At 38.2% G+C, this 13,737-nt stretch carries 17 protein-coding genes and 3 pseudogenes; 16 read left to right on the forward strand and 4 right to left on the reverse strand.

Annotated elements, in window-relative coordinates; all coding sequences use genetic code 11:
* From GPK81_RS09330 to GPK81_RS09380, 11 genes are all read left to right on the forward strand, one after another.
* On the forward strand, positions 1 to 293 hold a 293-nt coding region (locus GPK81_RS09330), incomplete at its 5' end, for a hypothetical protein (protein WP_215706941.1).
* Between the two features lie 276 nt (positions 294 to 569).
* Entirely contained in the window at positions 570 to 734 is a 165-nt protein-coding gene (gene rd / locus GPK81_RS09335; RefSeq protein WP_015524975.1) for a rubredoxin, read from the forward strand.
* Between the two features lie 76 nt (positions 735 to 810).
* Positions 811 to 1,245 carry a bacteriohemerythrin gene (locus tag GPK81_RS09340; protein ID WP_015524976.1) on the forward strand — a complete coding sequence of 145 codons (435 nt, stop codon included), beginning with the start codon at positions 811 to 813 and terminating at the stop codon, positions 1,243 to 1,245.
* A 590-nt stretch (positions 1,246 to 1,835) separates the two neighbouring features.
* Positions 1,836 to 2,048, forward strand: a complete 213-nt coding sequence (locus tag GPK81_RS09345; RefSeq protein WP_005421604.1) for a DUF6219 family protein — start codon at positions 1,836 to 1,838, stop codon at positions 2,046 to 2,048.
* A gap of 3 nt (positions 2,049 to 2,051) precedes the next feature.
* Complete coding sequence (gene bcp, locus GPK81_RS09350; protein ID WP_005421605.1) at positions 2,052 to 2,507, forward strand: thioredoxin-dependent thiol peroxidase; 456 nt, start codon at positions 2,052 to 2,054, stop codon at positions 2,505 to 2,507.
* Positions 2,507 to 3,253: a peroxide stress protein YaaA gene (gene yaaA / locus GPK81_RS09355; protein WP_005421606.1), complete on the forward strand. Its 747-nt coding sequence runs from the start codon at positions 2,507 to 2,509 to the stop codon at positions 3,251 to 3,253. The genes bcp and yaaA (GPK81_RS09355) overlap by 1 nt, the downstream gene beginning before the upstream one ends.
* Before the next feature lie 75 nt (positions 3,254 to 3,328).
* A complete protein-coding gene (locus tag GPK81_RS09360) occupies positions 3,329 to 3,487 on the forward strand; it encodes a rubredoxin (protein ID WP_005339874.1) in 159 nt (52 codons plus the stop codon).
* A 153-nt stretch (positions 3,488 to 3,640) separates the two neighbouring features.
* Positions 3,641 to 4,387 carry an SDR family NAD(P)-dependent oxidoreductase gene (locus GPK81_RS09365; protein ID WP_005421611.1) on the forward strand — a complete coding sequence of 249 codons (747 nt, stop codon included), beginning with the start codon at positions 3,641 to 3,643 and terminating at the stop codon, positions 4,385 to 4,387.
* Between the two features lie 92 nt (positions 4,388 to 4,479).
* Positions 4,480 to 4,785, forward strand: coding sequence for a thioredoxin (gene trxA / locus GPK81_RS09370; RefSeq protein ID WP_005421612.1), 306 nt, complete (start codon positions 4,480 to 4,482; stop codon positions 4,783 to 4,785).
* 12 nt (positions 4,786 to 4,797) lie between these two features.
* Positions 4,798 to 5,118, forward strand: coding sequence for a rhodanese-like domain-containing protein (locus tag GPK81_RS09375; RefSeq protein WP_005421613.1), 321 nt, complete (start codon positions 4,798 to 4,800; stop codon positions 5,116 to 5,118).
* 1 nt (position 5,119) lies between these two features.
* A complete protein-coding gene (locus GPK81_RS09380; protein ID WP_215706942.1) occupies positions 5,120 to 6,811 on the forward strand; it encodes an FAD-dependent oxidoreductase in 1,692 nt (563 codons plus the stop codon).
* Positions 6,812 to 6,931: 120 nt separating this feature from the next.
* Here the strand turns inward: GPK81_RS09380 and GPK81_RS09385 are convergent, their stop codons facing one another.
* On the reverse strand, positions 6,932 to 7,615 hold the full coding sequence (locus tag GPK81_RS09385; RefSeq protein ID WP_044924567.1) for a Crp/Fnr family transcriptional regulator: 684 nt from the start codon (positions 7,613 to 7,615) through the stop codon (positions 6,932 to 6,934).
* A gap of 166 nt (positions 7,616 to 7,781) precedes the next feature.
* Here GPK81_RS09385 and GPK81_RS09390 point away from each other — a divergent pair, with 166 nt between their 5' ends.
* The 5 genes and pseudogenes from GPK81_RS09390 to GPK81_RS09405 all read left to right on the forward strand — a co-directional run bounded on the left by GPK81_RS09390 (position 7,782) and on the right by GPK81_RS09405 (position 11,944).
* A complete protein-coding gene (locus GPK81_RS09390) occupies positions 7,782 to 8,105 on the forward strand; it encodes a thioredoxin family protein (RefSeq protein ID WP_005330449.1) in 324 nt (107 codons plus the stop codon).
* 15 nt (positions 8,106 to 8,120) lie between these two features.
* Positions 8,121 to 9,044, forward strand: coding sequence for a thioredoxin-disulfide reductase (gene trxB / locus GPK81_RS09395; protein WP_215706943.1), 924 nt, complete (start codon positions 8,121 to 8,123; stop codon positions 9,042 to 9,044).
* A gap of 134 nt (positions 9,045 to 9,178) precedes the next feature.
* Positions 9,179 to 9,295 (forward strand): annotated as a pseudogene (gene yaaA, locus GPK81_RS18540) (peroxide stress protein YaaA); the annotation flags it as partial.
* A 114-nt stretch (positions 9,296 to 9,409) separates the two neighbouring features.
* Positions 9,410 to 10,951, forward strand: coding sequence for an ASKHA domain-containing protein (locus GPK81_RS09400; RefSeq protein WP_106492201.1), 1,542 nt, complete (start codon positions 9,410 to 9,412; stop codon positions 10,949 to 10,951).
* Positions 10,952 to 11,164: 213 nt separating this feature from the next.
* Positions 11,165 to 11,944 (forward strand): HD-GYP domain-containing protein, encoded by a 780-nt coding sequence (locus tag GPK81_RS09405; RefSeq protein ID WP_244096042.1) that lies wholly within the window; start codon positions 11,165 to 11,167, stop codon positions 11,942 to 11,944.
* Positions 11,945 to 12,138: 194 nt separating this feature from the next.
* On the opposite strand, the pseudogene GPK81_RS09410 reads toward GPK81_RS09405, so the two are convergent.
* The 3 genes and pseudogenes from GPK81_RS09410 to GPK81_RS18545 all read right to left on the reverse strand — a co-directional run.
* Positions 12,139 to 12,354, reverse strand: a pseudogene (locus GPK81_RS09410) (GyrI-like domain-containing protein); the annotation flags it as partial.
* A 118-nt stretch (positions 12,355 to 12,472) separates the two neighbouring features.
* The gene (locus tag GPK81_RS09415) at positions 12,473 to 12,652 is read right to left on the reverse strand and encodes an MmcQ/YjbR family DNA-binding protein (protein ID WP_005924649.1); all 180 of its coding nucleotides are present in this window, start codon (positions 12,650 to 12,652) and stop codon (positions 12,473 to 12,475) included.
* 115 nt (positions 12,653 to 12,767) lie between these two features.
* Positions 12,768 to 13,659: pseudogene (locus GPK81_RS18545) on the reverse strand (radical SAM protein).
* Positions 13,660 to 13,737 lie beyond the last annotated feature (78 nt).

The raw sequence follows: 13,737 nt of genomic DNA on the forward strand, positions 1-13,737 counted from the left end.
ATCCAGAAGAGTTCCATTGGCATGACGAATATGCAACGTTGAATTTCTTTCGGTTTATCTGCAAAAATATCGGTAACTTGAGAAATGGAGAAATTGAAAAAATGGTCACACGTTTAAAGTACATAGATCAGAAAGCAGTGGAAAACCATGTGAATGGTGCTGTTTGGGCATTTGATTATGATAAGATGTTCTGTGTATTGATGGAAAATGAAATTTGTCGAAAGGTGTGTGAAAAGAATAAATATAACAGTTGGATGAATCTGATGGGACAGTATTGTGTTTCAAGGACTTAAAGACGAAGAAAGTTGTTGGAGAGAAATAATTTCCAGCAACTCTGTCTTTAATGAATAGAGTTCATTTTTTTATTCAACTATTCCCATGATATATACAATATGTAAATGTGCAATTCAAATATCAGTTTATGCTAAGTGCAAAAATAATAATAATTACTATTATTGACAAAAGAATAATTATCATGTATAATACAGATATACAAGAAACAAAGTGTTAGAAAAATTGCTAGGAACTTGGTAACAAAAATAAATCGACATTGAAAATGGAAAATGACTATGAAAAAATATGAATGTGAACCATGTGGATATATTTATGATCCGGCAGTAGGAGATCCAGACGCCGGTATCGCTCCAGAAACTGCATTTGAGGATATTCCAGATGACTGGACATGCCCAATCTGCGGATTAGGAAAAGATGTTTTCGTTCCTGTAGAAGACTAAGCAGAAAATGCAGGTACGAAACTGCCAGACATTAAAAGAGCCTAAGAGAACATATAAAAGAAATGGAGGTCAAATTATGACTTACGATTTAAACATTACCTTTGATGACAATTTAGTAACAGGAAATAAAACAATCGATACACAGCACAAAGAATTGATTGACCGTATCCAGAACTTTGTAACTGCCTGTCAAAATGGCGACAGCAAAGTAAAAGCAATCAAAATGCTGGATTATCTGGATGAATATACTGACTTTCATTTCAAAGAAGAGGAAAAGCTTCAGGAAAAATCCGGTTATCCAGAGCGTGAAAAACATTATGAAAAACATGAAGAGTTTAAAAAGACAATTCAAGAACTGTATGAATACCTTCAGGAGTATGAAGGACCAACAGATCGGTTCAGTGAACTTGTACAGAAAAATGTAATCGACTGGCTGTTTGGACACATTAAAACATACGACCGCTCTGTGGCAAAATTTATCTTTATGAAACAAAATCCAGATCGATGCTAAAATAAACCAGGGAATGAGTTCACTCAGAATGTAGACAACATGATGAAGTAAACTAGGGGCTGTCACAATGCAGTCCCTTTCCTGTTATAGCGATATTCTAGGTAATATATTGCGCTGGCATGACATATTATTTTACTACTACTATATGGGAAGAGCAAGCAGCTCTTCTTTTTTTGTCCTTTTTATCCAATTTTAAGTTGTAAAGTCTCTTTTCATTCGACAAAATTCTCCACAGACAGAGGATATGCGACGAGCATTGATATGAACATCTATTTATGGAAAGAGGATATTGAAGACGGGGAATCGGTAATGACAGCCGAATATAGACCTGTAGAATACGGAAAGGACTATGATGTTGTCAATAATCCTGATAAATTTCAACTATGTATAGATGGAAAAGAGATTAAATAGTAATCTCCTGAAAGCAAGCTTTTTGTCAATTATTTCAAAGAAAAATTAAAGGATAACAATACATAGTTTTGACAATGATATTTTGAAAAATTTTATAGGAATGCTCTATTATCAAATTGACATAGGAATATGGTAGCGTATAATTAGAATTGAATACACTGAAAAAATGGAGGAATTACATGAAAGCACATAAATATTGGTCAGTAGGAGCATTGATCACAATGCTTGGGACTTTTTACACTGGATATAAAAAGCAAAAATCAAGTCACAAATACTTTGCTTTAAGTTCTATGTTATGTATGGTAATGGCGATATATACAGGTCATAAAATGATTACCGGGAATAGGAAGAAAAAGGCGAATAAAGAGAAAGATACAGAAAGGGAGGGATAAATAATGTTGGAAGTAGGGGTTAAGGCACCGGATTTTGAGTTGCCAGATCAAAATGGGAAAATACATAGATTATCGGATTATACAGGAAAAAAAGTGATTTTATATTTCTATCCCAAGGATAATACAGCGGGATGCACGAAACAGGCATGTGGGTTTTCTGAGCGATACCCTCAGTTTACCGAAAAAGGAGCAGTTATTCTTGGAGTCAGTAAGGATTCTGTATCCTCTCATAAGAGATTTGAGGAAAAATATGGATTGACATTTACACTTTTAGCAGATCCAGAGCGGAAAGTTATTGAAGCATATGATGTATGGAAAGAAAAGAAAAATTATGGCAAAGTCTCTATGGGAGTAGTAAGAACCACATATCTTATTGATGAACAGGGGATTATTATAAAGGCAAATGATAAAGTCAAGGCTGCAGATGATCCTGAAAATATGCTCAAGGAATTAGATTAATGAAGATAATATTATCCCCTGCTAAAAAGATGATTACAGATACTGACAGCATAGCGCCGGATGGATTGCCTGAATTTATTGAAAAGACGACAGAGATACAAAGTTGGTTGAAAAGTAAGTCAAAAGAAGAACTGAAGACTATCTGGAAATGTAATGACAAAATTACAGAACAGAACTTCAATAGATTGGAAAACATGGATCTTTATCATTTACTTACCCCAGCTGTCTTATCATATGAAGGAATTGCTTTTCAATATATGGCTCCATCCGTGTTTGAGGACAGTCAATTCGAGTATGTACAAAATCATTTGAGAATAATATCTGCATTTTATGGTGTGCTAAAACCAAGGGATGGTGTGACACCTTATCGTTTGGAAATGCAGGCGAAGGTTGGAATAGGAGAAACAAAAAATCTGTATGAGTACTGGGGAGATTTATTATACCGCTCAGTGATTGATAACAGCAGGATTATAATCAATCTGGCATCGAAAGAATACTCTAAGTGCATAGAAAAATATCTGACACGACAGGATAGATACATTACGATTACATTTTGTGAGTTATCAGGAGATAAACTGGTGACAAAAGGTACATATGCTAAGATGGCCCGTGGTGAAATGGTTAGGTTCATGGCTGAAAACAGAATTGAAAATCCTGAGGATATTAAGAAATTTGATAGACTAGGCTATTCATTCCGCTCTGATTTATCATCAGATGCAGAATATGTTTTTGAACGGAAAAAATGATGATTGAATGATTATTTTAAATAAAAGGTAATCAGTAATATTGATTATTATAATAATAGAAGGAGGAACAAACTAATGAAATATGTATGTGACGTTTGCGGATGGGAATATGATGAAGAGGAAGGTTATCCTGAAGGTGGTATTGCACCAGGAACAAAGTGGGAGGACGTTCCAGAAGATTTTGAATGCCCATTATGTAATGTTGGAAAAGATCAGTTTTCAGAAGTTGAATAAAATTCTGATTATTTAAATACGGATAGATAAACAAAAACCCTGGTGCGTGTGAGCAACAGGGTTTTTTATTGCGATAGTTTGTGATGATATCACAGAAAATGATTTACCTTTTGCTTATAATGTAACTACAAACAAAGTAAGGAGGTAGTCTAAATGAGATTAAAAGATAAAGTTGCAATCATTACGGGTGGAAGCCGTGGTATAGGATTTGCTACAGCTGATAAATTCTTGAAGGAAGGTGCTTCAGTTGTGTTGGCAGCAAGTTCACAGGAATCGGCAGATGTTGCTGTAGATAAATTAAAAGAAAAATATCCCAATGCAATAGTTGCTGGAATTAGTCCAAATCTGGCAAGCATGGAGTCTGTCAGAAAGGCTTTTAAAGAGGCAACTGAAAAATATGGATGTGTCGACATACTGGTAAATAATGCAGGGATTTCAGAAAACACCTCTTTTATGGATTATACAGAGGAGACTTTTGATAAAGTCATGGATCTAAATGTAAAAGGAGTATTTAATACTACTCGTGTAGCAGCAGAATGTATGGTGGCAAGAGGCAAGGGGGTCATTCTCTCAACTTCTTCCATGGTGAGTATTTCGGGACAGCCAAGTGGGTTTGCTTATCCGGCATCGAAGTTTGCAGTAAACGGATTGACTGTATCATTAGCAAGAGAACTAGGACCTAAAGGTATTCGTGTTAATGCGGTTGCACCTGGGATTACAGAAACTGATATGATGAAGGCCGTGCCAAAGGAAGTTATCGAACCTATGATTGAAAGAATTCCATTGCGTCGTCTTGGACAGCCAGAAGATATTGCCAATGCGTTTGTGTTTCTTGCTTCAGATGAGGCGAGTTACATTACAGGTGTTATATTAAGTGTAGATGGTATGGCAAGAAGTTAAGTTAATGAGGTATGGTGATGTAATCACGGAAAATAAATGAAATTAAGACTATAATAAATCTACAAAAAGAAAAAGATAAGGAGGACTGTAAAATGTCTGCTATTAATATCAATAAAAATAATTTTCAGAACGAAGTACTGAATTCCGATAAACCCGTTCTTTTAGATTTTTGGGCATCTTGGTGTGCACCTTGCCGCATGGTAGTACCTATTGTAGAGGAGATTGCAAGTGAGCGTAGAGATATTAAAGTTGGAAAGATTAATGTAGATGAAGAGCCTGAACTGGCAAATAAGTTCAGTATTATGAGCATTCCGACTTTAGTGGTTATGAAGAATGGGAAGATTGTACAGCAGGTTTCAGGGGCGAGACCTAAGAATGCGATTTTAGAAATGCTTTAGGGAGGTGTGCTAATGGGATTTTTTGATCTCTTTAAACAGTCGAATATTAATCAAGGCATAGAAGAATATAAAAGGACTGATGATGCAGTTCTGCTGGATGTACGTACACCGCAGGAATATCAGGAAGGACATATACCAGAAAGTAAAAATGTGCCGTTGCAGCAACTTGACAATATTGCTTCTGTAGCGAAGAATAAGGATATCCCACTGTTTGTATACTGTTATTCCGGTTCACGAAGCCGCCAGGCAACTGGGATACTGCAACGAATGGGATATTCTAAAGTAAATAATATCGGTGGCATTGCAGCTTACTCAGGAAAGGTGGAAAAATAAGATGAAGGTAATAATTGTAGGAGGTGTAGCCGGAGGAGCTACAGCCGCAGCAAGAATACGCAGACTGAATGAGCATGCTGAAATTACTGTGTTTGAAAGATCCGGATACATATCCTATGCGAATTGTGGACTTCCATATTATATTGGAGACGTGATCACAGACCCGGAAGAACTTACACTACAGACACCAGAGAGTTTTTTTAAACGCTTCCGTATTAACATGAAAATTCATCATGAAGTTATCTCCATACATCCGGAACGTAAAACGGTTTCAGTGAAAAATTTAGAGAATGGTGAGATATTTGAAGAAAAATATGATAAGCTGATCCTCTCTCCAGGTGCAAAGCCAACACAGCCGAGACTTCCCGGAGTAGGTATTGATAAACTTTTTACACTTCGTACTGTAGAAGACACTTTTCGGATAAAGGAATATATAAATAAGAATCATCCAAAATCGGCTGTATTGGCAGGTGGCGGTTTTATTGGTCTGGAACTGGCAGAAAATTTGAGGGAGCTTGGCATGGATGTTACGATTGTCCAGCGGCCTAAGCAGCTGATGAACCCTTTTGACCCGGATATGGCATCCATGATCCATAATGAAATGAGAAAGCATGGGATAAAACTGGTACTGGGCTATACAGTAGAAGGATTTAAAGAAAAAGACAACGGAGTGGAGGTCCTGTTGAAAGATAATCCATCCCTTCAGGCTGATATGGTAGTTCTGGCAATCGGAGTCACACCAGACACAGTATTAGCAAAAGAAGCCGGTCTGGAACTTGGCATCAAGGAAAGTATTGTAGTGAATGACAGAATGGAAACCTCTGTACCGGATATTTATGCTGCAGGTGATGCAGTTCAGGTAAAACATTATGTTACGGGTAATGATGCGCTGATTTCTTTGGCAGGGCCAGCCAATAAACAGGGCAGAATCATCGCTGATAATATTTGTGGCGGTGATAGTCGTTACCTGGGCAGTCAGGGAAGCTCCGTTATAAAAGTGTTTGATATGACAGCAGCCACTACAGGTATCAATGAAACCAATGCCAAAAAGTCAGGATTAGAGGTAGATACAGTAATTCTTTCTCCTATGAGTCATGCCGGTTACTATCCTGGTGGAAAAGTGATGACCATGAAGGTGGTTTTTGAAAAAGAGACCTATCGTTTGCTTGGTGCTCAGAGTATTGGATATGAAGGAGTTGATAAACGTATTGATGTGCTGGCAACAGCAATCCATGCAGGGCTGAAGGCAACCCAGCTGAAGGATTTGGATCTCGCATATGCACCGCCTTATTCCTCTGCCAAGGATCCTGTAAATATGGCAGGATTCATGATAGACAATATAGCAAAAGGTACCTTAAAACAATGGCATCTGGAAGATATGGATAAGATTTCTAGAGATAAAAGTGTTGTGTTGCTGGATGTGAGAACGGTAGATGAATTTAGCAGGGGACATATGGATGGATTCAAAAACATTCCTGTAGATGAACTAAGGGAACGTATCAATGAAATTGAGAAGGGAAAGCCTGTTTACCTGATATGCCAGAGTGGGCTGCGAAGTTATATTGCCAGTCGTATTCTGGAAGGAAATGGATATGAAACATACAACTTCTCCGGCGGATTCCGCTTCTATGATGCAGTTGTCAATGACCGTGCGCTGATTGAAAAGGCATATGCATGTGGTATGGATTATTAAAAATAATCATAATATTTTTATAATTTTCTCGTTATATAAAAAGATCCCCCATTTATTAGAATGACTTTCATAATTCTGATAAATGGAGGATTCTTCTTTATATGTTACAGAAAAACAATTTTATGACCTTTGGAGTGTTTCCAGTCTTTTTGGATCAAGGATTGTGATTTTGCCACGGGAGAGTTTGACGAGACCCTCGCCTTGAAAGTATCGAAGCATTCGAGTGATAACTTCCCTGTGGGAACCAAGATGGTTTGCGATAGTTTCGTGAGTGATTTTCAGTTCATTTGTTCCTTCAATGGATGTTTCTTCTAAAAGAAATGAAGCAACACGCTTATCCAAACTCTTCCACATAATCTGTTCAATCAGCCACATGACATCAGAAAAACGGGTAGCCATTAACTCATTGGTATAATTTGCGACAGGAGCAGATTCTTTCATGATGCCCTTATAGATTTCAGCAGGGATGATCCAAAGATCCGTATCTTTTTCTGCTTCAATGGTTACTTCAAATTGAATAGACCGCATGATACATGAGGCGGATAAAAGACACATATCCATATCGAACAGACGGTAAAGTGTAATCTCCCGTCCTTCATCTGAAAGTATGTAAGTTCGAAGCTGCCCGGATTTAACCAGTAATAATCCAGTACAATCCAGGTTTCCATTGTGAATGATTGTCCCTTTTTTTACATACTGTGTGATTAAATTGTCTGAAATTATTTTTTTCTGTGCTGTATTTAAGTCATTCCATAGTGGAAAACAATTTTCGAAGTTCATAACCGTTATCTCCTTTACGAACATAGTATACTTGCTTTTTTTAGATGCGTCAATTATATAACTGGCATATGCCATAAATAGAAATAAAAAGAAGTGTAATAAAGTAAATTATCTTTTCTGTGATATCATCACGGAAGCAAGCACTTATTTGGGGTATATTAAGTTCAAATAGGAGAAGGAGTTGAAAAATATGACATCTATAAATATAAATAAAGAAAAGTTTGGACAATTAATTCATAAGGAAAAACCGGTTTTGGTTGATTTCTGGGCACCTTGGTGTGGTTATTGTCGTAGAATTGGAGCGGCTTATGAAAAAATAAGTGAAGAATACAGCGATATTCTTATTGCTGGAAAAGTAAATATTGATGAAGAACCACAGATTGCAGAAGCTGAAAAGATTGAGATAATTCCTACGCTGGTTTTATATCGAGATGGAAAGGCAATAGATTCTATTGTTGCACCTGAATCAAAAATAATGATAGAGAATTTTATTAATGAAGCATTGGAAAAATAAAAGGAGGACTGCTGTATGAATGAAAATCATGTTTACGATATGATTATCGTGGGGGGAGGACCTGGAGGGTATACTTCAGCATTATACGCAGCCAGAGCAGGATTTGATACAATTGTTTTAGAAAAATTATCTGCAGGTGGTCAGATGTCATTGACCTGGCAGATTGATAACTATCCTGGTTTTGAAAATGGAATTGACGGATTTTCATTGGCAGAGAAAATGCAAAAACAGGCGGAAAAATTTGGCGCTAAAAGTGAATATGCTGAAGTTTTTAATATGGATTTAACAGGAAAGCTTAAGAGAGTAGAAACTAGTTCGGGAATTTATATTGCGAAAACAGTAGTGATTGCTACTGGAGCAAATCCAAGAGAACTTGGTCTCGCTAAAGAAAAAGAATTGGTAGGTCATGGGGTTGCTTATTGTGCCTCCTGTGATGGTATGTTTTATAAAGATAAGATCGTGGTGGTTGTTGGTGGTGGAAATTCTGCTGTATCAGATGCTGCTCTTTTAAGTCGAATTGCTAAGAAAGTCATCATTGTTCATCGAAGAGATACATTACGTGCAACGAAAATCTACCATGACCAGCTGATGAAAACTGAAAATATAGAGTTTCGATGGAACAATACAGTAAATGAACTGATTTATGGAGAACGATTGACTGGTGTGCGGTTGAAAGATACAGTTACAGGAGAAGAAAACATTATAGAATGTGACGGCCTGTTTGTGAGTATAGGAAGAAAACCGACAACAGATTTTTTAGATAATCAGATAGAACTGGATAATAAAGGATATATTGTGGCAGGTGAAAACACTGAAACGAGTATTCCGGGTGTTTATGCTGTAGGAGATGTCAGAACAAAGTTACTTCGTCAGATAGTAACAGCAGTGGCAGATGGTGCTATGGCAGTACATATGGCAGAAGAGTATGTGGAGAAATAATAATCAGAATTTGAATGGTGAACTTTTCATACTGAAATATGTACAATTTCAATAATGACATGAACTTATGGGAATGTATTGCGGATACTTTGTGAACTTTATCCTGATACAATGATTATGCTGATGAAAGAAGGCATCGCCTGGAGATGAAGGCGAAAGCTGAAATAGAAGATACCAAAAATCTATATGACTATTGGGGTGAAAGATTATATCGTTCAGTGCTTGATGACAGCAGGATTATCATTAATCTTCTCAGAAGTATAATAAATAACAATGAAAAGGAAGGATGTCAAGTATGTGATATAACGGATGACCTTCTTTTTTTACAGAATAAAAAATGCACAAATTGTAGGGAGATGAATACTATGAGAGGTCTTAGCCGAAAATTATATCTTGATCTTTCTGTTCCAACCGAAGAGGATCAGCGTTCAGACCAGCAGCGCATTCTGGAAGCTTTATCCGCGGAGGGCGTGAAAGAGGAGGTTCATATTCCGGTTCGCATGTTGAGACAACTATATCCATTACTTGATCGTGCAGGTTGGAAAATAACCGTTTCGCTTTCCTGGAATGGAGAAAAATGGGAGCTGGTTGATATAGAAAGCGGAGATACAGCCAGACAGCATTATGGGCTGGCTGTGGATCTTGGAAGTACAACGGTAGTGGTGAGACTTTTAGATTGTAATAGTGGTGAGATATTGGGAGAAGAGAGCTGCTTTAATAAACAGATTCAGTGGGGAACCGATATTTTATCACGTATTTTTTTCTGCAAAGATGACAGGAAAAAACTGGAAGAGATACGGCTTGCTACAGTTGAGTCTATTATAGAGTGCATGGATAAGCTGGATGTAAAGCATCCGGTGTCACGAAAATGTCTGTCTATGGTAGTAGCAGGCAATACCACCATGATCCACTTTCTTTTGGGAATAGATGCTTTCTGTGTCTTTTATACGCCACATGCTGTTCATGCAGACCGTCCGGGATTCCAGCCGGCAAAAGATCTGGACATTCCGCTGAATGGTTATGTATATTGTTATCCGGCGAAGTCTAATTATCTGGGTGGTGACATCATCAGTGGAATGATTGAAACGGAATTATATAAAAAGGATGGAATCAGTGTTTTCTTTGACATTGGAACCAACGGTGAACTTGTGATAGGAAATAAAGATTTTCTTCTTTGCGGCGCCGGTGCGGCGGGGCCTGCATTGGAAGGCGGTGTAGTACATACCGGGATGAGGGCAGATGCCGGAGCAGTGGACAGCGTGAGGATAAGAGGTGGAAAAATCCATGTTCATGTAATTGGTAACTCTTCAGGAAAAATTAGCCCTAAGGGTATCTGCGGTTCCGGTATTGTCGATCTGATTGCGGAACTTTTTTTAGAAGGATGGATAGATATTCGTGGTAAGTTTTCTCCTGAAAAAACGAATCTTATTCAGAAACGAGAAGGTCAGCTTTGCATAGAATATGCTCCGGGTCTGTATTTTTATCAGAAAGATATCGACGAATTTATTCTTACCAAAGCCGCAGCACATATAATGGTTGAGATCATGCTCCGGGAATCTGGACTTGAACTGAATCAGGCAGATCGATTTTATGTAGCCGGCTCTTTTGGAAAATATGTATCTGTGGAATCAGCCATTACCATTGGGATGTATCCTGACATGGAACGGGAGAAGATGATCAATGCTGGAAATTCTTCGCTGGAAGGAGCACAGAAGCTTTTGCTGAACAAAGAACTTCTTGCAGATATTGATCAGATACTGGAAGAAATGACTTATATACAATTTGCGGAAGTGGATGATTTTCTGGAACAGATGGTAGCTGCCCAGGCCTTACCTCACACAGATTATAAAAAATATCCAACGGTCATGGAAAAATTAAAGAAAAGACAAAACATATGCTTTTATTGATCCGAGGCTGAGAAATCTGTCATGGTAAGCATATTCCAGATTTCTCAGAAAACAGAACAAAGGAGGAGACAAGATCAAAAATGAAATTTGATGTGCTGGGGTTATTAGCAGCCTGCTCATATGCATTGGACTGTGTAGAGGCAGAGCTGATTAAAGTAACAAACAATCATTCTAAACGTGTGGCATATATGGCGGTTTGTACTGCTGAAAAAAATGGGTATACAGGGTCAAAGTCTGCAGGATCTGGCAGAGTGTGCATTGCTGCACGACAATGCAGTGGCACAATATATTCAGGAAGAGCTTCAAAATGACGCTTTACGTAACGGGGTGACGAAGCTGGGAAGGCATTGTACCATAGGAGAAAAAATTCTGAAAAATATACCGTTTCATAATGATGTATCTAATGTCATACTGTACCCCCCCCATGAAAACGCTGATGGAAGTGAACCTTTTGGAAAACAATGGAATGAAGTACCGTTTTTTGCAAGGATTATCCATATGTGTGATACGATAGATATATTTTGCCGATCTATGAAATCAGATTCGGATGAGTGGAAAAGAACAGAAGAATTTGTAATAAAGTCAAAAGATAAATTGTTTGATTCCTTCTGCGTGGAAGTTTTTTTTAATGCTTTTTCAGATGAAAAAATTCATATGATTGATAATGAAACCCTGGATACGATGTTGTGGAAGAAAGTACCCAGAATAAAGCTGGAACTTAATTTTGCACAGATTAAAGCTATTGCAGATCTTTTTGCCCATATTGTGGACTATAAATCACCCTTTACAAGTAACCACTCAATGGGTGTTGCGGAAGGTGCGGAAAAAATATCAAGGTTCATGGGATTTGATAAGGATATCTATCAGAAAATGTATATTGCCGGAGCTTTACATGACATAGGAAAGGTCGCAATCGGGAATGAGATTCTGGAAAAACCAGAAAAATTAACCGATGAAGAATTTAAAACGATGAAACATCATGCAGTATTATGACTGCCAGAATGGAAAGCCAGAAATAATCCATTCGGATTTGATAATATCGCTTTTCTTTCTTCATATTTTTGATGCTCTCCCCTAATAATAAAATATAGAGTACTTAAAACAAGTTCATTTAAACCATTTTACCATGTTTTGTACTTAAAATGTACTTGTATTATGAACTTATTTTGTACTTATCAAATGGAGAGGAATCCTTCAATTTTATAATCAGTCTTGTAACTCATTTTTAATGTGTATGCAACAGCATATAGAACACTGATTGCTTGTTGATATGCTCCGCCTTCTTCATTTGGATTGCCTTTTTCTCTAACTGCAATATAATTTGCCTTAGGTACATTTACAATCTCTGGTTTGTTCTTCGGCATATAGAATTCTTTATACTCTTTTTTAAAATCAAAAGCCATAATAACCTCCAAAATTCCGATTTTCTCAATTCTCCAAACTTGAATTTATCAGTATCTCTTTTTGCATGTTTTGGGTATCGTTGCTTCATAACTCATATCAAGCAACATTTTGATTTTGTCATCTGATACGCTGCACATCCAGTGCAACAGTAATCCAGCTATCCTTGCTCATGTGATACGCCGGGAAGAAGCCGGGTTCCTCTCGTAGTGTGCCAATCAGAATTGGGTCACATTTGAAATCGACTACTTCCAGCATTTCTTCGCCTTGCAGCCCCAGCTTGTTCTTTGGTACATCCATAAATCAGAGCAAACCACTTCCGATTATTACAATGCCGGAACACCTCATAATTCGGATATTTGAGCCACGGATAATCTGTCTCGGCGTTATATGTCTGATTCTAATTCTGCGCGTTTCATAACCTCACCTCTACAACTTCTAGCTTTCTGCATGTTACTATATAGTTTTGATTACCTGTTCTTCTGCATTTTGGCCGAGGGATTATCTCTTCGTTGAAAAAATAATTGACCACGATAGGCGGATCGTTGAAAGGGCGTTTGATGGAATCATCATCCTGGACATACAGTAGCCCTTCCTCTTGGCAAAACTGCCGCATCTGCGCATCCAGCATTGACCAGTAGCTGCGTTCTTTTTTATTGTAAATGGTATCGTACAGCGGCAGCAGGTCTGGATGTTTTTCCGTTATATAGTCAAAAATCGTTTTCTTATAACCGCCCCGCAAGTTTAGGTTTTCCAGCCAGACCAAATTACATTGATTCTTCGCCCGGTGGATGATGGAGGGCAGGTCGGTGAGGCCGGGGAAAATCGGCGAGATAAAGCAGGTGGTGCGCACACCAGCATCATGGAATGCTTTCATAGCGGCCAGCCGCCGCTCAATGCTCACTGCATTGTCCATATCAGCGCGAAAATCTTCGTCCAGTGTGTTTGATCGACCAGGATACCCGCGCATTGGGGAATATTTTAATGAGGTCAAGGTCACGCAGCACCAGGTCAGACTTGGTAGCAATACTGAGGCTACATTCACTGCCCTGCATCTGCTCCAAAATGGCGCGGGTGCGGCAGGCGGTTTCCTCCAGCGGCTGATATGGGTCGGTCACGTAACAGAGAAACAGTTCTTTCCCTGCATACCGCTCCGGGTGTTTGATTTCCGGCCAAAATTTAACGTCTATGAACTCTCCCCAGGGCTCCGGGTGATTGGTAAAACGCTTCATAAAAGATGCGTAGCAATATTTGCAGCCGTGGCCACAGCCCACATAAGGATTGACCGAATAATCACTCACAGGCAAATTGGATTTTGTGAGGACGCTTTTTACTTCAACGTTTCAGATGATTGGCTCCATTGTATGTATGCTCCTTTGATTTTG

This window comes from Blautia sp. MCC283 (assembly GCF_018785565.1).
Lineage (GTDB): Bacteria > Bacillota > Clostridia > Lachnospirales > Lachnospiraceae > Blautia_A.